The sequence below is a fragment of the Litoreibacter roseus genome (assembly GCF_009811795.1).
In the GTDB taxonomy this organism is placed as follows: domain Bacteria; phylum Pseudomonadota; class Alphaproteobacteria; order Rhodobacterales; family Rhodobacteraceae; genus Litoreibacter; species Litoreibacter roseus.
Map to the genome: position 1 here is coordinate 287,589 of NZ_BLJE01000002.1, position 24,033 is coordinate 311,621.

Here is a 24,033-nt window from a genome sequence, read left to right on the forward strand (position 1 = left end):
AACCGAGGCAAAAGGCCCCAGTTCCTGGTTCGGCTTGAAATGGCTGTAGGCGCCTCAATCCTTGGGGGATTTGTCGAGCAAATTGTACTTGCGCAGCTTCACATAGAGGCTCTGACGGCTGAGGCCCAGCATCTCGGCCACGGCGACGCGGTTGTTGCCGGTCAATTCGACGGCGGTCTCGATGCAGATCTTCTCAATCACGTCGGTGGTCGCAGCGACGATGTCTTTCAGGGGCGATGAGCCGACCAGATCGACGATGTCGTTCATCCGGTGGGTGCTGTCCTGCTCGTCTTGGCTGCGCAAAAGATCGCCGCGCGAGGCGTCCCGCAGGATAAAGGCGAAGTTGGATTGGGGGCCGTCATCCAGACGCGTGGCCGAAATCTCGACCTGACGCGAGGATCCGTGGCTGCCCACAAGCTGCGTCGCGTAAAGTTGCATCCGACCGGCGCGGGTGGCGTTTTCCAGCAAGACGTTGCTGTCGATCTTGCCGCGCACGAGGAAATCGGCGATGGGCCGCCCCTTCACGCTGGACATCAGCGCGATATCGGTCAGGCCAAGGAACGCTTCGTTGACGAAGCGGATGACGCCCCGGTCGTCGGTGAAGACGATCGCATCGACGCCTTTCTGAAACAGGGTTTCCAAGCCGCCCGAGATTTCGATGTCCGCGCCGTCGGTGGCGGTCTCGGTCTCCAACCGGCATAGGAATGTCCGTTCGCCCGCTGCCCGGAAGAGCGTTGGATGAATGCTGATCTTGCGCCCGCTGCGCCGCGCGACGACGCTGACGCCGGACTTGATGTTCTCGGCAGAGGCCCCGGCCAGGCTGTCGATGAAATCGTCTGAGCCGTTTGCCTCAACTTCACTTTCCAGATTGCACCCGACAAGTGCCTCGGCACTGCCGCCCAGAACGCGGGCTGCGGCCTGATTGCAATCGGTGATCCGACCCGATGCGGCGCTCATCAGAACGAGGGCGTCCTGAGAGGTTTCCATCAGCACACGGTAGCGGGTCTCGAAATCGCGATGCGCCTCGTAGTCACGTTCCAGCGCCAGTTGCGCTTTGACAAGCCGTTGTTGCAACTCGGCGATGGCGCGCATGTCCCGACCCAGCATCAGGATGCGCCCGTCCTGGCCGGTCAGGTGGAAGCTGTAGCTGATCGGGAACTGCCAGTTGGCGTTGTCGAAATGATTGACCTCGACGGCGGGAATGATCTGGGCCTTGCCGCGGCGATAATCCTCGATGATCGACATCACGCGGTTCACGCTGTCTTCCGCCAGAAACTCGCAGATGTTGCGACCCTTCCAGTGGTCCAACTGACCCATAGTCTTTGTCAGGGGGTTGATCGTCACCATTTCGATTTCGCCCGTGTTGGTGACAACGATGGCGATATCCGCTGCGGTCGCGATGACCTGATTGATGTAGTCAGGTGCAACCTGTGGATCGGCATTATCGATCCAGAACCCAATCTCTCTGATGTTCATACCAACGTACCTATGCTTCGACATCACTATGTCAAAGACTCAACCGGTCTTCCAGACTACCCCACCACAAGATTTCGTAAGTTGCAAAATGCGACAGCGGCTCGTGGATCCGATGTCACAATATCAGCACCTGTGAGTGCTTTGATCTCGTCATCGTCGGTCATGGTTCCGATACTCAGCACAATCGGAACCCTGTTGATGACGGTATCGCGCAGTTCCTTGATCAACTGCCGTGCACCACTGACGGTGCGTTTGCTCGAGATCGACAGTCCGATCATCGAAAACTGTTCGGCCTTGGCGATCCGCGCGATGTCCGTATTGGACCGGCCGATCATCACGCGGGTCATGCATCCCAGGGCGTCGAATGCGTCCGCTGCAATCAGACCACCCAGCACATGGTCTTCGGTCAGCGGAACGGCGATCAGGACCTTGGGGCCTGCATCGGTTCTATTGGGTGCGCGCCGGGCCACCAACTGGCGAACCATTTCTTGGATGCGGGCGGTTCCGATTGTGACATCGGCAAAGCTGACGTGATTGTCGCTCCAGAGTTGGCCCAGATAGCGCGCAGCGTCGCCCGCAAAATGGTGGATGAACGCATTGGGCGATACACCGCTTTCCATCAGTTCAGACATGGTGGCGCGGCGCAAATTAGGATCGTCGGCCACAACCGACATGGCCAAGGCTTCGGTCCGGGGATCAACCCCCTTGGCGTTCGGATTACATTGTTTCGACGACACGACGCGCAGGGCTTGAGCGGCGAGTTCTTCCACGGACGAGCGCTGATGCCATCCAGCCTCGCCGTTTTTGGTCTCGAACATCAGCGTCATGTGGTCAGTCGGTACGAGAAGCGATCCATGCCGGAAATACGGCCTGTAGGAACCCCCCGTTGCCTTTCGAGAAAACTATGCAGTTTTAGGTCCATTTTGTAAAGTTCCGTATCCCTTACCAATGTCCAATTCAGTTGACACACGGCGGCTCGCGCCAGGTCCCACCACGCGGAATCGCGCAATGCCTTATTTTTTCTTCGTATAGGGAAGCGGTTATCGGCCTGCGTGTCAACTTTGATAGTGTAAGTTTCAATTGACACTTTGGGTTACCCGGCGATACCTTTTTATCAGAACCACAGAACATTCGGGGGAATCGAGGGAGATGTTCGCCCCATGAACACACCCACACAGACCAATCGTCTTTACACTGCCGATCAACGCGCCCGTCGGGACGCGACACGGTGGACGTTGGTTCAGGGCGTCCTCGCGCCGCTTCAGTTTCTGGTCTTCATCGTCTCGCTGGCGCTGGTCGTCAGGTACATCGCCACGGGCGACGGCTACCAGATCGCAACGGCATCTGTGCTGGTCAAAACCGCTTTCCTCTACATCATCATGATCACCGGCGCGATCTGGGAAAAGGTCGTCTTCGGCCAGTACCTCCTCGCCCCGGCTTTCTTCTGGGAGGATGTGTTCAGCTTCGGCGTCATCGCGCTGCACACCGCCTATCTCTGGGTGCTTTTCGCCGGGACGGACCCCCTGACGCAAATGCTCGTGGCGCTCGCCGCCTATGCCGCCTACCTGATCAACGCGACACAGTTTGTGCTCAAGCTGCGCGCCGCCCGTTTGGAGGTCGCCGCATGAACAAGCCCGCCGCCCTGACCCAAGGCAGCTGCCGTGACGCCCCTATCCTGAAAGAGCGCGGCCAGCGCGAGGTCTTCTGCGGTCTGACCGGCATCATCTGGCTGCACCGCAAGATGCAAGATGCGTTTTTTCTTGTCGTGGGCTCGCGCACCTGTGCCCATCTTCTGCAATCGGCTGCGGGCGTCATGATCTTTGCCGAGCCGCGGTTCGGGACAGCCATTCTGGAAGAGAAAGATCTGGCCGGTCTGGCCGACGCGCATGAGGAACTGGACCGCGAGGTCGGTCGCCTGCTGGAGCGGCGCCCCGACATCAAGCAACTGTTCCTTGTCGGGTCCTGCCCGTCCGAGGTTATCAAGATCGACCTGTCCCGCGCGGCGGAGCGTCTGACGAAAATCCATGCGCCCCATGTCCGCGTGCTGAACTACTCCGGCTCGGGTATCGAGACCACTTTTACGCAAGGCGAAGACGCCTGTTTGGAATCCATGGTGCCGGTTCTGCCCAAGACGGAAGCGGCAGAATTGCTGCTTGTGGGCGCGCTGCCCGACGTGGTCGAGGATCAGGCGCTGAAGCTTCTGGACGACATGGGTGTGGGTCCCGTGCGGGTTTTGCCTGCTGGGCGTGCCGATGGCATTCCGGCCATCGGGTCCAATACCAAGTTTGCGCTGTTGCAGCCGTTCCTCGGCGAAACCGCCGCCGCCCTGACCCGGCGCGGCGCCCATCACATTCCAGCACCTTTCCCGTTTGGCGAAGAGGGTACGACGCTGTGGCTGCGTGCGATTGCCGACCAATTCGGTGTGGATGATGACACCTTCGAGCGTGTGACCGCAGCCCCCCGCGCCCGGGCGCGCAAGGCCGTTGCGGCCCACGCCGCAGATCTCACTGGCAAGTCGATCTTCTTCTTCCCAGACAGCCAGCTTGAATTGCCTCTGGCGCGGTTCCTGACGCGTGAATGCGGGATGCATGCGCTCGAGGTCGGCGCGCCTTACATCCACAAGGGTCTCGTCGGGCCGGACATGGATCTGCTCCACGCCGAGGTGATCTCCGAAGGTCAGGACGTGGACAAGCAACTTGACCGCTGTCGCGCCGCCCGCCCCGATTTGACCGTCTGCGGTCTGGGTCTGGCCAACCCGCTGGAGGCGGAAGGCCTCGCGACCAAATGGGCCATCGAACTGGTCTTCACGCCTGTGCATTTTTACGAACAGGCAGGCGATCTGGCCGGTCTTTTCTCCCGTCCCCTGCGCCGCAAGGGCCTCCTGAAGATGGAGGCCGCTGAATGAACCGCGTCGTGGTCTTCTTTCTGGCAAAAATACTCACGGCGGGACGCAGGCCATGAAGTTGACCGTCTGGACATATGAAGGTCCGCCCCATGTGGGTGCCATGCGGGTCGCAACGGGCATGACCGGTCTGCACTATGTGCTCCATGCGCCTCAGGGTGACACCTACGCCGATCTGCTATTCACGATGATCGAACGGCGCGGTCAGCGCCCGCCGGTAACCTACACGACCTTTCAGGCCCGCGATCTGGGCGCCGACACCGCGCATCTCTTCAAGGACGCCTGTCAGGACGCCTATGACCGGTTCAAGCCGGAGGCGATCATCGTCGGCTCTTCCTGCACCGCGGAACTGATCCAGGACGATCCCGGCGGTCTGGCCGAGACGATGGGCTTGCCGGTTCCCGTGATCCCGCTGGAATTGCCCAGCTACCAGCGCAAGGAAAACTTCGGCGCGGATGAGACGTTCTTTCAGATCGTCCGCCATCTCAGCACGCTGCAGCCCAAAACCGAGCGCATCACGTGCAATATTCTGGGCCCAACGGGTCTGGGCTTTCGCCACCGCGACGATATCGAGGAGCTGACCGCACTTCTCTATGACATCGGTGTCGAGGTGAATTGCGTGGCGCCAATGGGGTCCAGCCCCGGCGATATCTCCCGCCTCGGTGCGGCGCATTTCAACGTGATGCTCTATCCCGAGACCTGCGAGATGGCGTGCCGCTGGCTGCAGAAAACCTACGATCAGCCTTATACCAAGACAGTGCCTATCGGGGTTGGCGCCACGCGGGATTTCATCGCAGAGGTCGCGCAGATCATCGGCAAGCCTACGGGTCAGATCGACGACAGCCGTCTGCGCCTTCCGTGGTATTCGGCCTCTGTCGACAGCACCTACCTGACCGGCAAGCGCGTTTTCCTTTTTGGCGACGCAACCCATGTCAAAGCCGCCGCACGGATCGCCCGCGACGAGATGGGGTTCGAGGTCGTGGGTCTTGGCTGCTACAACCGCGAATTTGCCCGCGACATCCGCGCGCTGGCCAAGGATTACGGCGTCGAGGCGCTGATCACAGATGATTATCTGGAGGTGGAGCGCGCTATCGAAACGCTCACGCCGGAAATGATCCTCGGCACCCAAATGGAACGCCACATTGGCAAGCGGCTGGGCATTCCCTGCGCCGTCATCTCCGCGCCCGTTCACGTGCAGGATTTCCCCGCGCGCTACTCGCCGCAGGTCGGTTGGGAAGGCGCGAATGTGATCTTCGACACATGGGTCCATCCGCTGGTCATGGGGCTGGAAGAACATCTGCTGCACATGTTCCGCGAGGATTTCGAGTTCCACGATGCCGCCGGCCCGTCCCACCATGGCCATGCGGCAACCCCGCGGATGCCGGCCGCGGCCGAAGGGGGCTCGATGCCCGCTGAGGGCGCCTCTGTTTCCACCGATATCCGATGGCTGCTGGACGCGGAAAAAGAGCTGAAGAAAATCCCGTTTTTCGTGCGCGGCAAGGCGCGTCGCAACACAGAAAAATTCGCGGCAGACCGCGGTGTCGCCGAGATATCGGTCGACACGCTGTACGAGGCAAAGGCCCATTATGCGCGATAGCTCGGATCATATCGGCTACCGCGTCGTGATCGTGACGCTGGATGCCCATGCGGCGGGTCCGGCTTCCCGCGTGTCTAACCGGCTGGAGAGCGACTTCCCGGGCCTGTCCGTTTCGGTTCATGCGGCGGCGGAATGGGGCGGGAACCCCCAAGCGCTCGAAGATACCAAGGACGCCATCCGCCACGGCGATATAATCATCGCAAACCTACTGTTCCTCGAAGAGCACGTTCAGGCAATCCTTCCCGATCTGATCGCACGACGTGACGTCTGTGACGCGATGATCGGCATGGTCGCCGACGGGGATGTGGTAAAGCTGACCCGCATGGGCGATCTGGACATGCAGAAGCCCGCCTCGGGCGCGATGGCCCTGCTGAAAAAGCTGCGGGGCACCGCCAAGCCGTCCGCCGCCTCGGGTCAGAAACAGATGCGGATGCTGCGGCGCCTGCCAAAGATCCTCAAGTTTATCCCCGGCAAGGCGCAGGATTTGCGCGCATGGTTCCTGACCATGCAATACTGGCTGGGCGGATCTGATCACAACGTTGAACAGATGATCCGCTTTCTGGTGTCGCGCTATTCCCGTGAAACCGCGTGGCACAACGTGCAGGCGAAAGCCCCCGTGGAATACCCGGACGTGGGCGTCTACCACCCTGATCTGCCGGAGCGTATTGCCACGGACAGTGCCACACTACCCACCCCCGATAGTCCCGTCGCGACCGTCGGCCTTTTGATGTTGCGCAGCTATATCCTGGCCTCTGACACCGCGCATTATGATGCAGTCATTCGCGCCTTCGAGGCGCAGAACATCCGCGTTATCCCGGCCTTTGCAGGGGGTCTGGACGGGCGTCCTGCGATTGAGGCGTATCATCAGGACGAGATCGACGCGCTGGTGTCCCTGACTGGATTTTCGCTGATTGGTGGCCCCGCCTACAATGACAGCGATGCAGCGGTGGAGGTTCTGTCGAACCTTGATGTCCCTTATGTCGCGGCCCACCCGCTGGAGTTTCAGACGCTGGGCGAGTGGGGCGCCGGATCAAGTGGCCTTGGCCCGGTGGAAACGACCATGCTGATCGCCCTGCCCGAGATCGATGGTGCAACAAATCCCACGGTCTTTGCGGGCCGCCACGGCGCGACAGGGTGCAGCGGATGCGAGAAAATGTGCGGTGCGACCGAGGGTGACCGCACCATGGCGCCGTGTTTCGAACGGATCGAGAAACTTGTCGCCAAGACCCGTAATCTGGCGACGCTGCGCCGCTCTCGGCTTGCGGAGCGCAAGGTGGCGATTGTTCTGTTCGGCTTCCCTCCCAATGCCGGTGCTGTGGGCACGGCCGCTTATCTCAGCGTGTTCGAAAGCCTGTTCAACACCCTGACCCGGATGAAGGCCGAAGGGTACAGCGTCGATGTGCCTGAAACCGTTGATGACCTGCGCACCGCCGTGCTTAAGGGCAACAGCGCCCAGTTCGGGACCGAGGCGAATGTCGCGGCTCATGTGCCCGCGGATACCATCGTCGGCCAAACCCCTTGGCTGTCCGAAATCGAAGAGGTGTGGGGTCCTGCACCAGGCCGCATCCAGTCCGACGGGCGCGGCGTGTTCATTCTGGGCGCGCAATTAGGCAATGTGCTGGTGGGTGTCCAGCCGACTTTCGGCTACGAGGGTGACCCGATGCGGCTGCTCTTTGAAAAGGGCTTCGCGCCGACCCATGCATTCGCAACCTTCTATCTTTGGCTGAAAAACCAGTTTCAGGCCGATGTGTTGCTGCATTTCGGGATGCATGGCGCGCTAGAGTTCATGCCGGGTCGTCAGGCGGGCATGGGGGCTGCGTGCTGGCCGGATCGGCTGATTGGCGAGATGCCGAACGTGTACCTCTATGCCTCCAACAACCCATCCGAGGCGAGTTTGGCCAAGCGGCGCAGCAATGCAATCACGGTCACGCATCTGACGCCACCGCTGGCGTCTGCGGGGCTATACAAAGGACTTTCGGAATTGAAGGACAGCGTGCGGCGCTACCGGGCCTTGTCGCCTGATGCCGGTAACCGTGACGAGCTGGAAGCGCTGATCGCCGTACAGGCCGACGCCGTTGATCTGGGCGGCATCGCGCCTGATGCCTTGTGGCTGAAACTATTGGAAACCGAAGACGCGCTGATCACCGATGGGCTGCATGTGGTCGGACAACCCTTGGGGGCCGAGGAACGCGCCGAACATATCCGCGTCATGGACGATCCAGACTCCGCCGAGCGCGTGGATCAGTTGCTGCAGGACGAGCACGAGTTGCCCGCCTTGATGCGCGCTCTGGGCGGGCAGTTTATCGCCCCCGTTGCGGGTGGTGACCTGATCCGGTCGCCGGACGTGCTGCCCACGGGTCGCAATATCCATGCCTTCGATCCGTTTCGCATGCCCACGGCCTTTGCCATGCAAGATGGTGCTAAACAGGCTCTAACTCTGCTCAAAACCCATAAATCAATGCCCCGGACCGTGGCGCTTGTTCTGTGGGGATCGGACAACATCAAATCCGACGGCGGCCCCATTGCTCAGGCGTTGGCGCTGATGGGGGCCAAGCCGCGCTTTGACAGTTACGGGCGTCTCAGCGGTGCCGATCTGGTGCCTTTGGAAGAACTTGGGCGTCCCCGGATTGATGTCATCATGACGCTGTCCGGTATTTTCCGGGATCTGCTGCCTTTGCAAACCCGGATGCTGGCCGAGGCCGCTTACAAGGCCGCCACGGCGGCCGAACCGCTGGAGCAGAATTTCATTCGCGCCCATGCGCTGGCCTATGCGGAGCAGATGGATGTGGATCTGGAAACTGCCAGCTTGCGGGTCTTTTCGAATGCGGAAGGGGCCTATGGCTCCAACGTCAATCAACTGGTCGACAGCTCCGCCTTTGGCGACGAGGACGAGTTGGCCGACGCCTATGAGGCACGCAAGAGCTTTGCCTACGGCGTGAATGGCAAGCCTCAGCCCAATGCGGCCCTGCTGCAGAAAGCGCTGAAGGACGTGGATCTGGCCTATCAGAACCTCGAATCCGTCGAGCTGGGCGTGACGACCGTTGATCATTACTTCGACACCTTGGGCGGGATTTCCCGGGCCGTGAAGCGCGCCAAGGGCGAGGCTGCACCGGTTTACATCGGTGACCAGACCCGGGGCGAGGGCAAGGTACGCACGCTTCAGGATCAGGTGGCCTTGGAAACTCGCAGCCGGGCGCTGAACCCGAAATTCTACGAAGGCATGCTGAAGCATGGGCATGAAGGCGTGCGCGCGATTGAGGCCCATGTGACCAACACGATGGGCTGGTCTGCCACAACCGGTCAGGTCGAGCCGTGGGTCTATCAGCGCCTCAGCGAAACCTTCGTGTTGGACGAAGAGATGCGTCGCCGTCTGGCGGATCTGAATCCGGCGGCCAGTGTGCGCATGGCCAACCGTCTGATCGAAGCGCATGAACGCAATTACTGGCAGCCCGACGAAGATACTTTGACTGCATTACAAGCCGGTGCCGACGAGCTTGAAGACGCCATGGAAGGCGTCGGAATGGCCGCGGAATGAGCCTGTTTATAGCCGAAAGGAGGCTCTCATGAGCCCCAAAGACGAAATTCCAAACCTGTCCGGCCTTGATGGCGAAGGCTCCGTTCAGGTGCATCAGCCGCCGGAGGCCAAGATCGAAGGCGCGAAGGTGTTTTCCGTGTACGGCAAGGGCGGCATCGGTAAATCAACAACCTCGTCGAACCTGTCGGCGGCGTTTTCAATGTTGGGCAAGCGGGTGCTGCAGATCGGCTGTGATCCGAAGCATGACAGCACGTTTACCTTGACCGGCACTCTTGTGCCGACTGTGATCGACTCGCTGAAAGATGTGGATTTCCACGCCGAGGAACTGCGCCCCGAGGATTTCGTTTACGAAGGCTTCAATGGTGTGAAATGCGTGGAGGCCGGTGGTCCCCCAGCAGGTACGGGGTGCGGCGGTTACGTCGTTGGCCAGACCGTGAAGTTGCTGAAGCAGCACCATTTGCTGGAAGACACGGACGTTGTGATCTTCGACGTCTTGGGTGATGTGGTGTGCGGCGGGTTCGCGGCACCTCTGCAACATGCGGACCGGGCGCTGATCGTTACGGCGAACGATTTCGACTCTATTTATGCAATGAACCGCATTATTGCGGCCGTTCAAGCCAAGTCGAAAAACTACTCTGTTCGGCTGGCTGGGTGCGTTGCGAACCGCTCGAAAGACACCGATGAAGTCGATCGCTATTGCCGCACTGTGGGCTTTGACCGGATCGCGCACATGCCGGATCTGGATGCAATCCGCCGGTCGCGACTGAAGAAAAAGACGCTGTTCGAGATGGACGACGATCAGGATATCGTCGAATGCCGCGCTGAATACGTCCGGCTGGCCGAAACCCTGTGGAACGGCACCGAGCCATTGGCGCCTGCGCCTCTGCCGGACCGTGAGATCTTTGAGTTGCTTGGGTTCGATTGATGCAGCAACAGACCGCATATGTTCAGACCCGCGCCCGTGTTGAGGACTACTTCGACCGCACGGCGACCCAGACCTGGGAGCGTCTGACCTCTGACGCGCCGGTCTCGGGCATTCGGGCGACGGTGCGGGCGGGGCGCGATCAGATGCGCGCAACGATGCTGGCGCAATTGCCCGATGATCTGACCAGTGCGCGGATCCTGGATGCCGGATGCGGCACCGGGACGATGGCGGTCGAACTGGCCAACAAGGGCGCGGATGTCACCGGTATCGATATCTCGCCGTCGCTGATTGACATTGCCGAGGCGCGGCGCCCGGACCGGGTCCGCGGTTCGCTCAGCTATCAGGCGGGCGACATGTCAAATGCGGGTTTGGGACGGTTTGACTACGTGCTCGCGATGGATAGCATGATCTACTACGACAAAGGCGATATAGGCTCTATTCTTGCCCAATTCGCCCCACGCCTGTCGGAGAAAATGATCTTCACACTGCCGCCACGTACGGCGTTGCTGATGGCGATGTGGCGGGTGGGCAAGCTATTCCCGCGCAGCGACAGATCCCCGATCATGGTGCCCCACACGGCCCAAGGTATTGCCCACGCGGCACGTGACGCCGGGACCACTGGCAAGATTGCCCATGTGGAGACGGTGAATTGCGGGTTTTACCATTCTATGGCGTTGTCCTTCACGATGGGGGGGCAAAGATGAGCGACGAGCCGCATCCCCTGACGCGTTTCACGTTGCGCATGCTTCCCTTCTCGGACGCGGCCAGCGCGGATCTGCCGATGGGCCAATTGTTGCGGCTGTCGCTGTTTCAGGTCTCGGTGGGGATGGCGGCGGTCATGCTGCTGGGCACGCTCAACCGTGTGATGATCGTCGAACTCAGCGTTCCTGCGTTTCTGGTCGCTATCATGATCGCATTGCCGGTTCTGATTGCGCCGTTCCGCGCGCTGCTGGGGTTCCGATCCGACACCTATCGGTCTGCCATCGGATGGAAACGCATCCCCTATCTCTGGTTCGGCACGCTCTGGCAGATGGGTGGTCTGGCCATAATGCCCATGAGCCTTTTGGTTTTGGGCGGGGATACAGTTCACGACGTGCCATTCGCGGGCGAGGTTCTGGCCGCGCTTGCGTTTCTGATGACCGGCTTGGGCATGCACATGACCCAGACCGCGGGCCTTGCCTTGGCCGCAGATCGGGCCACGGATGAAACGCGGCCCCGCGTCGTCGCGCTGCTTTATGTTATGTTCCTGATCGGGATGGGCGTCAGTGCCGTGATCGTGGGCTACCTGCTGCGGGACTTTGGAAATATTCGCTTGATCCAGGTGGTGCAAGGCACTGCCGTGGCCACGATTGTCCTGAACGTTATCGCCCTGTGGAAGCAGGAGCGGATGAGCCCGATGACCGCCGCCGAGCGCGCAGAACCCCGTCCCAAATTTGCCGAAGCCTGGGCCGATTTCTCGGCCGGTGGGCAGGCGGGTCGCCTGATTGCGGTCGTCGGCATCGGGACGCTGGGGTTCAATATGCAGGACGTGCTGCTGGAACCCTATGGCGGCGAGATCCTCGGCCTGTCGGTCAGCGCGACCACGTTCCTGACGGCCCTGTGGGCCATGGGGGCTTTGGTCGGCTTCGGGCTTGCTGCAAGGTGGCTTTCCGCTGGAATAGACCCTTATCGGATGGCCAGCCGCGGCCTTCTGGCGGGTGTCGTGGCCTTTTGCGCGGTGATCTTCGCGGCGCCCATGAACTTCGCGCCGCTGTTCTTCGCCGGTGCCACCCTGATTGGGTTTGGCGGCGGGCTCTTCTCGGTCGCGACGCTGACGGCTGCCATGACGATGCCCGCCACCGGGCTGGCTGGACGCGGTCTGGCGCTGGGCGCCTGGGGCGCGGCTCAGGCGACAGCGGCGGGACTTGGCGTGGCGCTGGGCGGCACAATCCGCGACGTGGTCAACGCCGCAGCCACCCAAGGTGTACTGGGCGAGGCGATGAACTCCGCCGCAACCGGATATTCTGTCGTCTATCACATCGAAATCGCGTTGCTGTTTGCGACGCTCATCGTGCTTGGCCCGCTGGTGCGGACGGGGCGCAATTTCATTCAAACCTCGGAAGAGACACGCAAGATCGGGCTTGCGGACTTCCCCACATGACCCACACCCCCGGGTCACATAACTGGAGGATAAAATGGTAGATCCATTTTTTGGCAACTTCGATCTGGCGTCTCTTGCGCTCTGGCTGTTCTGGGCCTTTTTTGCGCTTTTGATCTATTATCTGCAGACCGAAAACATGCGGGAAGGCTACCCGCTGGAAGATGATGACGGCAATCCGGCGCCCAACCAAGGTCCGTTCCCGCTGCCTTCGCCCAAGACCTTCAAGCTGCCCCATGGGCGTGGCGAGGTCACCGTGCCTGACATGCAGCCGGAAAATCGTGAGGTCGCCCTGAAGCGGACCAATGGCGCGAATGGCTTCCCATTTGAGCCAACGGGTGATCCGCTTGTTGATGGTGTTGGTCCCGCATCCTGGGCTCCGCGCCGTGATGTGCCCGAGCTTGATGGCCACGGTCATCCCAAGATTGTGCCGATGGCGGGCGCGGATGGCTTTGTGGTGGCCGCCGGTAAAGACCCGCGCGGTTTACCGGTTCAGGCGGGCGACAAGGCTGTCGTGGGTGTGGTCACGGATATGTGGATCGATGAGCCCGAGCAGCTGGTGCGGTATCTGGAGTTCGAACTGAGTGAAGAGTACGGGTCCGGCACGCGGCTGGTGCCCATGCAACTGGCGCGGATCAAATCCGACCGGGTGCAGGTCAAAACGCTTTTCGGGAAGCACTTCGCCAATGTGCCAACCACCAAATCGACCACGCAGGTCACGTTGCTCGAAGAGGACAAGATCTGTGGCTACTACTCGGGCGGTGTTCTCTACGCCTCCGAAGATCGCCTGAACCCGCAGCTCTGAGGACACGAGACCCATGCCCCATGATGATTTCGCCGTAGAACCCATTGAAGGCCTGCCGGAACTGCCACCGGAGGGGGAAAAAATCCTCTGGCAGGGCAAGCCACATTGGTGGACGCTCGCGAAGGAAAGCCTGAACATCTATTGGGTCATGGGATATTTCGTGCTTTTGGGCGTTTGGCGCTCGGTCAATCTGGCGGAGTTCACTCCGCCCCTCGCGGCAACGCTGGGGGCCATTCCGTTCCTGATCCTTGGCTTGATTGCCTGCGGTCTGTTGCTGCTGATCTCGGTCGTGCAGGCGCAGACGACCGTCTACACCATCACGAACCGCCGCGTTGCCATGCGCATCGGGGCGGCGCTGACCGTAACGCTGAACCTGCCCTACCGCTGGATCGGGTCGGCTGATCTGGACCTGCGCCGGGGCGGCACAGGCACAATTGCTCTGTCGCTGATCGATGAAGGCACGCGGTTGAGCTATCTGACGTGCTGGCCCCATGTCCGGCCGTGGCGGATGAACCCGACGCAGCCCGCTTTGCGCTGCATCAAGGACGCCGAGCATGTCTCACGTATTTTGGCGCAGGCCGTGGGCTCGAACGTTCCCGTCACACAACCGCAACCTCAACCACAGATGCCAGACGCCGTTCCGGCAGAGTAAGGGAGCCATTCCATGAGCGAACAGCAACTGATCGACCGCGACCGCGAGATGATCCCGACCTTTTTGCTGCGGGCGATGCTGGGTGTTGTCGTGGCGATCTTTGCGCTGGCCGCCTTTGCGTCCTTCACCGACCGCCCCCTTGAGGCGATGCCACCTGAGGTGCCCGTGATTCAGAGCCGGGATATCGTGATCCACGCCACCATGTCGGGTGCGGTGCGCGTCACCGACACCTCCGGCGCTGTAATCGCGGATCTGGCCCCGGAAGAGGGCGGGTTTATTGCAGGTGTTGGCCGCGTGCTGGAGCGGGAGCGTGCCAAGATCGGCATCACCGAACCTACCGCGATCAAGCTGATCAAATACGAAAACGGTCGTCTTGCCCTGAGAGACGATTTCACCACGTGGCGTGCTGAACTTCAGGGGTTTGGCCAAACGAATGAAGCTGCGTTCCATAAACTGCTCAAGTAATTGCCGGGAGACAATTCAATGGGATTATTTACGAAAGAGAAGGAAACCGCACCCTGTGAGGTCGAGGTCAGTCACACGTTCGACAGCCTGCACGCTCACGTCAAATTTCTGAACGGCGCCACGATCAATCCGGGCGACGAGGTGCTGGTGCACGGCGCGCCGGTTCTGGCGGGTTACGGCGAGATCATCATTGAGGAACGCACGGCGACGATCACACGCGCTTCGATGGTTGAACAGGTCTGGACCCGAATGACGGGCGATCTGGAATGCATGGAACTGGCAGAGTTTGCCTTCTCGGAAGGAGCTTTGTCATGAACGCGCATACGGATGTAAACGCCGCTGGCATCATTCCCGAAAACTCCGATGACAGCACCGCGATGGCCACGGAAACCACGCTGCTGGATCCGCGGTTCTACACCACCGATTTCGACGAGATGGACAAGATCGACGTCACGCCCGTTCGCAAGGAATGGGACGAGATGATCGCGGCCATGTCGGCCGACCCGAACAAGGGTCACTTTAAGAAAAACGACGAATGGAACACGCCTGATTGGGAGGCGATGGATCCCAAGCTGAAGGCCGAGTTGATCGATTTCCTCGTGTCTTCATTGACGGCGGAATTCTCGGGCTGCGTCCTCTACAAAGAGATGAAGCGGCGCGGCAACAATCCTGACATCTGTGCGCTGTTCCAACTGATGGCGCGGGACGAGGCACGCCATGCGGGGTTCATCAATGATGCGCTGCGCGAGGCGGGTGTTGCGGTCAATCTGGGTTTTTTGACCAAGGCCAAGAAGTACACCTATTTCCGGCCGAAGTTCATCTATTACGCGACCTATCTGTCCGAGAAGATCGGGTATGCGCGCTACATCACGATCTACCGGCATCTGGAGAAGAACCCGGACAAGATGATCCATCCAATTTTCAAGTGGTTCGAAAACTGGTGCAATGACGAGTTCAGCCACGGCGAGGCGTTTGCCCTGCTGATGAAGACGGACCCCAAACTGACAAACAGCTTCGTCAACAAGTTGTGGATCCGGTTCTTCCTTGTCGCGGTGTTCTCGGTCATGTGCATCCGCGACCATCTGCGTCCGGAATTTCACAAGGCGCTTGGCATCGATATCGACTGGTATGACCGGGAGGTGCTGCGCAAGACCTCCGATATTTCCAAGCAGATTTTCCCCGTTGCGATCGATCTGGAAAATCCACGCTGGGAAAAGAACCTGCTGAAACTGCGGCAGGCTTCGGCGGCCATGGACGCGGCTCGGCGCAAGGGCGGGATTGCCGGTGCGTTTGGGAAAGTCGGCGCGGGCGCGCGGGCGGGTCTGGCCTTTGCTAGCCTCTACCTGATCCCCGTAAAAACCGATCACGTCATTGAAGAGGACAGCCGCATGGTGCCGAGCTACTGATGTTTGACAACGGATGGATAGCGGCCCTGTCGGCCCTCTTTCTCTGGTGGTTTTCCACCGGGGCGATCCTGATTGCGGTCCGGGTCGCCGAAAAGAAAGAGCGTCACACCAAGATGACGTTGGGTCTGTTTCCGCTGTTGTTAATTGGATTCGCAGGAATCGCTGCTACGACGGGCGAGGGAAGGGTAACGAGTTCTCTTTTTCCTCTCTCGGACGTGTTCCTGTCCGACACCGCTGCGGTCTATATCAGCTTTCTGTCGGCGCTCGCCATTTGGGGCTGGATTGAATTGGCGTTCTTGACCGGGCTGATCACTGGACCCAACACAAATATCTGCCCCAAACATATCCCCGAGTGGGAGCGGTTCATTCGCGCCTGGGGTACTGTTGCTTATCACGAGATGCTTTTGACGGCAGCGCTGCTGGCTGTGGCGTATCTGACCTTCGGGGCCGACAACACTGTCGGGTTCTGGACATTCGCCGTGCTGTACTTCGCGCGGATTTCGGCGAAGCTGAACCTCTTTCTGGGGGTGCGTGAGATCAATACAGAGTTTCTGCCCCGCCGCCTTGCCCATCTTCCCAGCCATTTCAGGCACGGACGTATCAACTGGCTGTTCCCGGTTTCCGTCACAGTCCTGACCTTTGCCACGGCTTGCTGGCTGGAGCGGATCTACTCCAGCATTACAGGAGCGGAAGTGGCTGGATTTGCCCTTCTGTCCGCGCTCACCGCGCTGGCGCTTTTTGAGCACTGGATGATGGTGCTGCCGTTGCCCGACGAAAAACTCTGGCGCTGGATGCTGCCGGAAAAAACAACAATAAAGACCAAACGACTGAACGAGGAAGCCCATGGACTTTGACAGCCTGTTCAACGCCCAGCTCGATACGCTGAAGGCCGAAGGAAACTACCGGATCTTTGCCAATCTTGAGCGACATTGCGGGGACTTCCCGAAAGCACGCAACCATTCGGACGGCGCGGATGAAGTCACGGTCTGGTGCTCAAACGATTATCTTGGCATGGGCCAGCACCCGAAGGTGCGGCAGGCGATGAAAGACGCCATCGACAAATGCGGGGCGGGCGCCGGCGGCACGCGCAATATCTCCGGCACCAATCACGCCCATACGGAGCTTGAGGGTGAACTGGCCGACCTGCATGGCAAAGAGGCCGCACTGTTGTTTACGTCTGGCTATGTGTCCAATTGGGCCGCGCTCAGCACTCTTGGGGCACGTTTGCCCAATGCGGTGATCCTCAGTGATGAGTTGAACCATGCCTCCATGATCGAAGGCATCCGCCATTCCCGCGCGGACAAGATCCTGTGGAAACACAATGATCCGGAAGATCTGGATCGCAAGCTGGCAGCGTTGCCTGCCAATGCCACGAAGATCGTCGCATTCGAATCCGTCTATTCGATGGACGGGGACATCGCGCCCATCCGCGAGATCGTCGAGGTTGCCGAAAAGCACAACGCGCTGACCTATCTGGATGAGGTTCATGCCGTTGGTCTCTATGGCGCGCGTGGCGGGGGGATCAGCGAGCGCGAAGGCGTAGCGGATCGGATCACCCTGATCGAAGGGACGCTGGGCAAGGCGTATGGCGTGGTGGGTGGTTACATCACCGGGTCCGAGGCGCTATGTGATTTCATCCGCTCTTTTGCGTCAGGTTTTATCTTCACGACGGCTTTGCCGCCCGCGGTGGCGGCGGCTGCCCAGACCTCGATCGCGCATCTGAAGCAGTCCAGCGCAGAGCGCACCCAGCAGCGGCGTCAGGTCGCGCGCCTGCGGGCCGCGTTGGATCGCGAAGGCATCCCCCATCTGGAAAATCCCAGCCACATCATTCCGGTGATGATCAAAGATCCGGTCAAGTGTCGCCAGATCGCGGATATCCTGATGCAGGATCACGGAATTTACGTGCAGCCGATCAATTATCCCACGGTTCCCAAGGGCACCGAGCGTTTGCGGTTCACGCCGTCACCTCTGCATACGGATGCCGATATCGACCATCTGGTCCATGCGCTGACGCAGCTTTGGAAGCAATGCGCGCTGGCCCGTGCAGTGGCATAGGGTCGCCCCACTTCGTTTTGCAAAAATGTGAACTTTACCTGCGTTCTAAACACTTTAAGTATGGCTGCAGCTAGTAGGAGGAACGATTCCAATGAAATTCCCAGCCATTGCTGTCGCCGCGACAGCACTCTTCGCTGCACCCGCTTTTGCCGATGGTCATGCCACCGGTGATGCGGCTGAAGGCGAGAATGTTTTCAAGAAATGCCGGTCCTGCCACATGATCGTGGCCGATGACGGAACCGAGATCCAGAAGGGCGGACGCACTGGTCCGAACCTCTATGGCATCTATCAACGTGTGCCCGGATCGGTGGAAGATTACCGCTACGGTGACTCGTTGGCCTCCATCTCCGAAGAGGGCCTGATGCCCGATGGTTGGGTCGAAGAAGAGTTCGTCGTCTACGTCGCCGACCCTAAGGCTTGGCTTGAGACAAAGGTTGAGGGCAATGCCCGCTCGAAAATGTCCTACAAACTGCGCGATGAGCAGGAAGCCAAGGACATCTGGGCCTATCTGGTTTCAGTCGGTCCGGCCCCTGAAAGCTGATCTGACACATCAAAGTCCTGAAATGCGGCGGCCCACGGCCCACGGGTCGCCGTTTTTCATTCCGACATCAGAGTTTTGTCGTTTGAGTGACCTTCCAACCCCTGTGGCGCGTCGTCGTTGAGCAAACGAACCTCCCGCTGCGGGAACGGGAAGGAGATGCCGTTTTCTTTGAACGCATCCCAGAGCGCCAAATAGACATTACCCCGGATATTGGTCAGCCCGCCCGTCGGATCGGAGATCCAGAACCGCAGGATATAGTCGACGGAACTGTCCCCAAAGCCCACGATATGGCAGACCGGCGGGCGAAACTGCAGTACGCGGTTTACGCCCATTGAGGCTTCGATTGCGATTTTCCGAACTTCATGGGGATCGCAGCCATAGGACGTTCCAAAGAAGATATCGAGCCGGACGAACTCGTTCGAGTGAGACCAGTTGACCACCTGGTTCGTGATCAGGTCTTCGTTCGGGATCAGGTATTCTTTGCCGTCCCGCGTGGTGATCGACACGTAACGCGCGCCGAGGGAGTTGATCCAGCCGAAGGTTTCCCCCAACGAAATTACGTCGCCTGGCTTGATCGACTTGTCGAGTAGGATGATGACGCCGGAGACAAGGTTTGAGACGACCTTTTGCAGACCAAAACCAAGGCCGACACCGATGGCACCAGACAGGACCGCAAGCCCGGTCAGATCCAAACCCACCGCTTTGACGCCAAGATAAAAAGCCAGACCGTAGAAGGCGATTTGCAGCATCTTGACGATGAGCACCCGCATGGATGGTGAGATTTCTTCGTTGGCCTGAATGCGCTGCGTTGTGGTCCGCGTGGCAAAGCGCGCCACGGCAATGAGCGCACCAAGGATCGCAAAGGCCTGTACCACGATCAGCAGCGACAGGCGCATATCGCCAAGTTCAATGGCGGCGCTGTCGAGAATGCGCGCGGCGTCTGCTGTCAGGCCCAGAATATAGAGCGTCACGTAGACCCACGCGCCATAGCGCACGACCATGCGCAAGAACCGCGACCGGATCAGTCGCGTGAGGAACACAACAAAAAGCCACGCGGTCGCCAGCGTTGCGATGATGCCCAGCAGATAGGACCGGCTGGGCCACGTCATCTCGCGCATGATCAGGACGGCCACCCATATCAGGGCGACAAAGAAAATCGATCGCAGGCGTTGGTGGACGATGGCCAGAAGACGCAGGCGCCATTTCGGCCAACCTTCCCGTGTGCCCATCCATGCACGAATGCGTGGCCCAAGAATGGCCCGCAAAAGATGCGCCAGAACAAACATGCCCACGGCGATTGCGATCTGATAGGCGTTCCACGGGCGCCAGAGTGTTTGGACAAAGGCCTCGCTCTGCATCAACAGCATCTGGCTCAGGTCCAGAAACTCGACGACAGCCTCAGGCGCCAGATCTTCAGGAAGTGTGCTGGTGTGCTCTGACATTGGCCCCGTTCATTGCACGTATTATTCCGCGCGTTGCTTCACTTTGGCATGGGTCAGGGCCAGCCCGCAAGATGGACTACTCGACGCGGAACGCGACCTCGTTCCGCCGGTTCCATGGCAGGGTGAACGGATCATCATAAAAGTGAAAGATTGGCGGCTCGACAATCTCAAGCCCTTCGCTAGCCGCGAACTGACGCAGGTCATTGGTCTTCTCACCAAGGATGGCATCCGACCAGCGACCGGAAAACTGTAGAACCAGCTGTGTCTCCGGCTGGGTTTCAAAGAACCGGATCGCCGGATCCTTGGCGGTGGGCAGCGTGTCGAGGGTATAGCTTGCGGGCATCATGAAGCGAATGTCCCAGGCGTCGCCCTCTGGCATCTGAGTGACGGGGGCTGTCATCGCGATCTTGGTGCTGTCGCCCGCATCGGTTTCATTCTTGCCAAAGATATAGCCCGCCAGCATCCGAAACCCCTTGGAGGCCGCACCGCGCCGGGACCCTCTGACCCGCACTTCCGCAACCACGTGGGGGGCGTAGCGGCGCAGTTCGATATCACCTGCACTGCGGATCACTTCGGCGGGCGGTGTCTCGTAGCCCTTGTAGTCGGCTGTGGTGTCCGCCTGCGCGGCGCCAACAGCACTCAGCAGAACACCCGCGGCAATTGCGAAGGTCGTTTCTTCGATGCCCATAGTGCATCTACCCCTTAATTCTTTGATCATTATACGCTGTGAGTAGCATATTGGATTATTCGCACTCTTGCGAGACTCGTCCCCGCGCGGTATGGCCCCCTTATGATACGCATTTTCGACATGGATGATCGCGCCCGTCTGCGCGAGCGCTTTTACGGCGCGACCTTCACGGTTCTGGCCCGTCTATAGGCGGCTGCCCCTTCGTCGACGCCTATTCACATCTATACCGGGAGAGGACCTAAAATGACCGCCCGCACCCTCTATGACAAAATCTGGGACGACCACGTCGCCCACGAAGCCGAAGACGGCACGTGCCTGCTTTATATTGACCGCCACCTCGTACACGAGGTCACAAGCCCACAAGCCTTCGAAGGGCTGCGCATGGCAGGCCGCAAGGTGCATGCACCGGACAAGACAATCGCCGTGCCGGATCACAACGTGCCTACCACGCTGGATCGCGCGAATGGCGGCATGAACGAGGAAAGCCGCATTCAGGTTGAAGCGCTGGATACCAACGCCAAGGATTTCGGGATCCACTACTACCCCGTCTCCGATGTCCGGCAGGGGATTGTTCACATTGTTGGACCGGAACAGGGCTGGACCCTTCCGGGTATGACAGTTGTCTGTGGCGACAGCCACACGGCGACCCACGGGGCATTCGGCGCGCTGGCCCACGGCATCGGCACCTCCGAGGTGGAGCATGTTCTGGCGACCCAGACGCTGATCCAGAAGAAATCGAAGAACATGAAGGTCGAGATCACCGGCAAGCTGCGCCCTGGTGTGACGGCAAAGGACATCACGCTTTCGGTGATCGGTGAGACCGGTACCGCCGGTGGCACAGGTTATGTCATTGAATATTGCGGTGAGGCGATCCGCGATCTGTCCATGGAAGGGCGGATGACGGTCTGCAACATGGCTATCGAGGGCGGCGCGCGTGCTGGTCTGATCGCACCCGATGAAAAGACCTACGCATACTGCAAGGGGCGTCCCCATGCGCCGAAAGGCGCGGCCTGGGAAGCGGCGGAGGCCTATTGGCGCACGCTGTTCACCGACGACGGTGCGCATTTCGACAAGGTCGTGACGATCAAGGGTGAAGATATTGCGCCGGTCGTCACTTGGGGTACATCGCCCGAGGACGTGCTGCCGATTACGGCCACCGTACCGGCGCCCGAGGATTTCGAAGGCGGCAAGGTCGAAGCGGCCAAGCGGTCTCTCGACTATATGGGCCTGACGCCCGGAACGCCGCTGAGCGAGGTTGAAATCGACACTGTTTTCATCGGGTCCTGCACCAACGGCCGGATCGAGGATCTGCGCGCCGCTGCCGAAATTCTGAAGGGCAAAAAGGTCAAGGACGGGTTGCGCGCGATGGTCGTGCCGGGCTCGGGTCTTGTGCGCGCGCAGGCGGAAGAAGAAGGTCTGGCGGACATCTTCAAGGACGCCGGGTTCGAATGGCGCTTGGCGGGCTGTTCCATGTGCCTTGCGATGAACCCTGATCAACTCAGCGAGGGGGAGCGGTGTGCCTCCACCTCCAACCGCAATTTTGAAGGACGGCAGGGCTATAAGGGCCGGACCCACCTTGTCAGCCCCGGAATGGCAGCCGCCGCGGCGTTGACCGGCCGGCTCACCGACGTGCGGGAGATGATGTAATGGATAAGTTTGAAGCACTCACAGGGATCGCGGCGCCAATGCCGTTGGTCAATATCGATACGGATATGATCATCCCCAAGCAGTTCCTGAAGACGATCAAGCGGTCGGGCCTTGGGGTGAACCTGTTTGACGAAATGCGCTATGACCGGCAGGGCAATGAAATTCCCGATTTCGTACTGAACAAGCCGCAATACCGCGACGCCGAGATACTGGTGGCGGGCGAAAATTTCGGCTGCGGATCGTCGCGGGAACACGCACCTTGGGCGATCAAGGATTTCGGCATCCGCTGCGTGATCGCGCCCAGCTATGCCGACATCTTCTACAACAACTGCTTCAAAAACGGGATCCTTCCCATCGCCTTACCGCAAGAACAGGTGGATGTTTTGATGAAGGACGCCGAGAAGGGGGCGAACGCCCGGATGACCGTCGATCTGGAGGCACAGACGGTCACCACATCGGATGGTGAGGTGTTCAATTTTGAGGTCGATGCCTTTAAAAAACACTGTCTTCTTGAGGGGTTGGACGATATTGGGCTGACCTTAGGTAAGGCTGATGCGATCAAAAAGTTCGAGGCAAGTGCGAGCACTGCTCGGCCATGGATTTGACACAATAAAAGCTATATCTGGGCCTTTGTCTCTAAATCAGGCCTAGATATTGCATCGGAACTTTTCCGGTGACACAAGAAAAACACGATTCCTCCCAACAAATTCCCCCCGCCTTATCCAAAGGTTGAGACCATAGGGGAATTGGGGAAGATTGTATTAAAATGAAAAAGAACCTGGAGGCTATTGCCAAAAGATCAGGTCAGGAGGAAGAGCGTTTGGGCTCTGTCTCCGATCACTTTGAGGGGCTGTTTGACGTGATTTCGCGCGTGACGGGGGCGGTTGCCCGCGCATTTTTCGTCGTACTTTTGATTGCGACACCATCTTTGCTGTTGCCGGGACAATCTCAGGACACGACTCAGATCGTTGTTCTGATTGCGTTCTTCGCTGCGCTTATCACATTGATTGAATATTCATCATCTTATCCGGCCTTGATCGAATTCAGAAATGCGCCGCCGCTGAACCGCATCCGGTTCATCACGCTGTTCCTGATCGTCTTTTTCCTGTCGATTGTCTTCCGCGGTTTGTCCGATCCGACAACGCTGACGCAGTTCATAACCGTTGTGGGTCTTCTGGTCGGTCACGTGATCGACTTTCCATACAGCCCTGTTCGACTGGTCATTTACCTGATGCCAGAGGACGTGAGCCCCGATCATCTGAGCCTCGTGCGGGCAAGTGCCGGGATCAGCTACCTTGTGGCGCTGGTATCGCTGGCGGTCTTTATGATTGTCATCCGTGTCAGCCAGTGGCCGAACCAAGCCGAGCGGTTCAACTTCTGGACGAACCTGCCGACCTTCGACCCAACCATGGGTGGCGACATCGTGACCCGTCTGAACCGGGATGCGCGCTTTAACATTACGTTAGGGTTTTTACTGCCATTCCTGACGCCACTGATTGTAAAGACGGCGTCGGGCTTCTTCGACACATCCATGAGCCAAGCGCCGCAGACCTTGGTGTGGATGATCGCAGTATGGACCTTCCTTCCCGCAAGCCTGTTCATGCGCGGTATCGCGATGAACCGGATTGCCGAGATGATCGAGCATTACCGCACGCGCGGCGCTGGTGCCATCCAGCCAAGTCTCGCGCGGGCCTAGCAGCCCTCTGCTATCTTGCGCTCGGGTGCCTCACGCAGGCACTCGCGGCTGACCCTTTTCGGGT

General features: G+C 59.6%; 22 protein-coding genes. 18 read left to right on the top strand and 4 right to left on the bottom strand.

Annotation, left to right across the window (positions count from 1 at the left end; genetic code table 11):
* Window positions 1-54 precede the first annotated feature (54 nt).
* Window positions 55-1,476 carry a transcriptional regulator PpsR gene (gene ppsR, locus KIN_RS08410; RefSeq protein ID WP_159805956.1) on the bottom strand — a complete coding sequence of 474 codons (1,422 nt, stop codon included), beginning with the start codon at window positions 1,474-1,476 and terminating at the stop codon, window positions 55-57.
* Between the two features lie 56 nt (window positions 1,477-1,532).
* Window positions 1,533-2,303 (bottom strand): hypothetical protein, encoded by a 771-nt coding sequence (locus KIN_RS08415; protein WP_159805958.1) that lies wholly within the window; start codon window positions 2,301-2,303, stop codon window positions 1,533-1,535.
* Between the two features lie 333 nt (window positions 2,304-2,636).
* Here KIN_RS08415 and bchF point away from each other — a divergent pair, with 333 nt between their 5' ends.
* The 15 genes from bchF to KIN_RS08490 all read left to right on the top strand — a co-directional run bounded on the left by bchF (window position 2,637) and on the right by KIN_RS08490 (window position 18,496).
* Window positions 2,637-3,104, top strand: coding sequence for a 2-vinyl bacteriochlorophyllide hydratase (bchF, locus tag KIN_RS08420; protein ID WP_159805960.1), 468 nt, complete (start codon window positions 2,637-2,639; stop codon window positions 3,102-3,104).
* Window positions 3,101-4,381, top strand: coding sequence for a ferredoxin:protochlorophyllide reductase (ATP-dependent) subunit N (locus tag KIN_RS08425; RefSeq protein WP_159805962.1), 1,281 nt, complete (start codon window positions 3,101-3,103; stop codon window positions 4,379-4,381). The genes bchF and KIN_RS08425 overlap by 4 nt, the downstream gene beginning before the upstream one ends.
* A 52-nt stretch (window positions 4,382-4,433) precedes the next feature.
* Entirely contained in the window at window positions 4,434-5,975 is a 1,542-nt protein-coding gene (gene bchB / locus KIN_RS08430; RefSeq protein WP_159805964.1) for a ferredoxin:protochlorophyllide reductase (ATP-dependent) subunit B, read from the top strand.
* Entirely contained in the window at window positions 5,965-9,510 is a 3,546-nt protein-coding gene (locus KIN_RS08435) for a magnesium chelatase subunit H (RefSeq protein ID WP_159805966.1), read from the top strand. Before bchB ends, KIN_RS08435 begins: the two co-directional genes overlap by 11 nt.
* A gap of 28 nt (window positions 9,511-9,538) precedes the next feature.
* A complete protein-coding gene (gene bchL, locus KIN_RS08440) occupies window positions 9,539-10,435 on the top strand; it encodes a ferredoxin:protochlorophyllide reductase (ATP-dependent) iron-sulfur ATP-binding protein (protein WP_159805968.1) in 897 nt (298 codons plus the stop codon).
* On the top strand, window positions 10,435-11,139 hold the full coding sequence (gene bchM / locus KIN_RS08445; RefSeq protein WP_159805970.1) for a magnesium protoporphyrin IX methyltransferase: 705 nt from the start codon (window positions 10,435-10,437) through the stop codon (window positions 11,137-11,139). Before bchL ends, bchM begins: the two co-directional genes overlap by 1 nt.
* Window positions 11,136-12,575, top strand: coding sequence for a PucC family protein (locus tag KIN_RS08450; RefSeq protein WP_159805972.1), 1,440 nt, complete (start codon window positions 11,136-11,138; stop codon window positions 12,573-12,575). Before bchM ends, KIN_RS08450 begins: the two co-directional genes overlap by 4 nt.
* Window positions 12,576-12,609: 34 nt before the next feature.
* Window positions 12,610-13,377 carry a photosynthetic reaction center subunit H gene (gene puhA / locus KIN_RS08455; protein ID WP_159805974.1) on the top strand — a complete coding sequence of 256 codons (768 nt, stop codon included), beginning with the start codon at window positions 12,610-12,612 and terminating at the stop codon, window positions 13,375-13,377.
* Window positions 13,378-13,390: 13 nt separating this feature from the next.
* Window positions 13,391-14,029 (top strand): photosynthetic complex putative assembly protein PuhB, encoded by a 639-nt coding sequence (gene puhB / locus KIN_RS08460; protein ID WP_159805976.1) that lies wholly within the window; start codon window positions 13,391-13,393, stop codon window positions 14,027-14,029.
* A 12-nt stretch (window positions 14,030-14,041) separates the two neighbouring features.
* Window positions 14,042-14,494, top strand: coding sequence for a photosynthetic complex assembly protein PuhC (puhC, locus tag KIN_RS08465; RefSeq protein WP_159805978.1), 453 nt, complete (start codon window positions 14,042-14,044; stop codon window positions 14,492-14,494).
* Between the two features lie 18 nt (window positions 14,495-14,512).
* Complete coding sequence (locus KIN_RS08470) at window positions 14,513-14,809, top strand: O2-dependent cyclase accessory protein (protein ID WP_159805980.1); 297 nt, start codon at window positions 14,513-14,515, stop codon at window positions 14,807-14,809.
* Window positions 14,806-15,900 (top strand): magnesium-protoporphyrin IX monomethyl ester (oxidative) cyclase, encoded by a 1,095-nt coding sequence (gene acsF, locus KIN_RS08475; protein ID WP_159805982.1) that lies wholly within the window; start codon window positions 14,806-14,808, stop codon window positions 15,898-15,900. The genes KIN_RS08470 and acsF overlap by 4 nt, the downstream gene beginning before the upstream one ends.
* A complete protein-coding gene (gene puhE / locus KIN_RS08480) occupies window positions 15,900-16,754 on the top strand; it encodes a putative photosynthetic complex assembly protein PuhE (protein ID WP_159805984.1) in 855 nt (284 codons plus the stop codon). Before acsF ends, puhE begins: the two co-directional genes overlap by 1 nt.
* On the top strand, window positions 16,744-17,955 hold the full coding sequence (gene hemA, locus KIN_RS08485) for a 5-aminolevulinate synthase (RefSeq protein WP_159805986.1): 1,212 nt from the start codon (window positions 16,744-16,746) through the stop codon (window positions 17,953-17,955). The genes puhE and hemA overlap by 11 nt, the downstream gene beginning before the upstream one ends.
* Before the next feature lie 91 nt (window positions 17,956-18,046).
* Entirely contained in the window at window positions 18,047-18,496 is a 450-nt protein-coding gene (locus KIN_RS08490) for a c-type cytochrome (protein ID WP_159805988.1), read from the top strand.
* Between the two features lie 56 nt (window positions 18,497-18,552).
* Here KIN_RS08490 and KIN_RS08495 read toward each other — a convergent pair whose 3' ends face one another.
* Both KIN_RS08495 and KIN_RS08500 read right to left on the bottom strand, forming a co-directional pair.
* A complete protein-coding gene (locus tag KIN_RS08495) occupies window positions 18,553-19,938 on the bottom strand; it encodes a mechanosensitive ion channel family protein (protein WP_159805990.1) in 1,386 nt (461 codons plus the stop codon).
* A 76-nt stretch (window positions 19,939-20,014) separates the two neighbouring features.
* The gene (locus KIN_RS08500; RefSeq protein WP_159805992.1) at window positions 20,015-20,626 is read right to left on the bottom strand and encodes an SOUL family heme-binding protein; all 612 of its coding nucleotides are present in this window, start codon (window positions 20,624-20,626) and stop codon (window positions 20,015-20,017) included.
* Between the two features lie 243 nt (window positions 20,627-20,869).
* Here KIN_RS08500 and leuC point away from each other — a divergent pair, with 243 nt between their 5' ends.
* The 3 genes from leuC (at window position 20,870) to KIN_RS08520 (ending at window position 23,969) form a co-directional block, all read left to right on the top strand.
* Window positions 20,870-22,273, top strand: coding sequence for a 3-isopropylmalate dehydratase large subunit (leuC, locus tag KIN_RS08510; RefSeq protein ID WP_159805994.1), 1,404 nt, complete (start codon window positions 20,870-20,872; stop codon window positions 22,271-22,273).
* On the top strand, window positions 22,273-22,878 hold the full coding sequence (gene leuD / locus KIN_RS08515; RefSeq protein ID WP_159805996.1) for a 3-isopropylmalate dehydratase small subunit: 606 nt from the start codon (window positions 22,273-22,275) through the stop codon (window positions 22,876-22,878). The genes leuC and leuD overlap by 1 nt, the downstream gene beginning before the upstream one ends.
* A gap of 161 nt (window positions 22,879-23,039) precedes the next feature.
* Window positions 23,040-23,969 (top strand): hypothetical protein, encoded by a 930-nt coding sequence (locus KIN_RS08520; RefSeq protein WP_243144867.1) that lies wholly within the window; start codon window positions 23,040-23,042, stop codon window positions 23,967-23,969.
* Window positions 23,970-24,033: the final 64 nt, after the last annotated feature.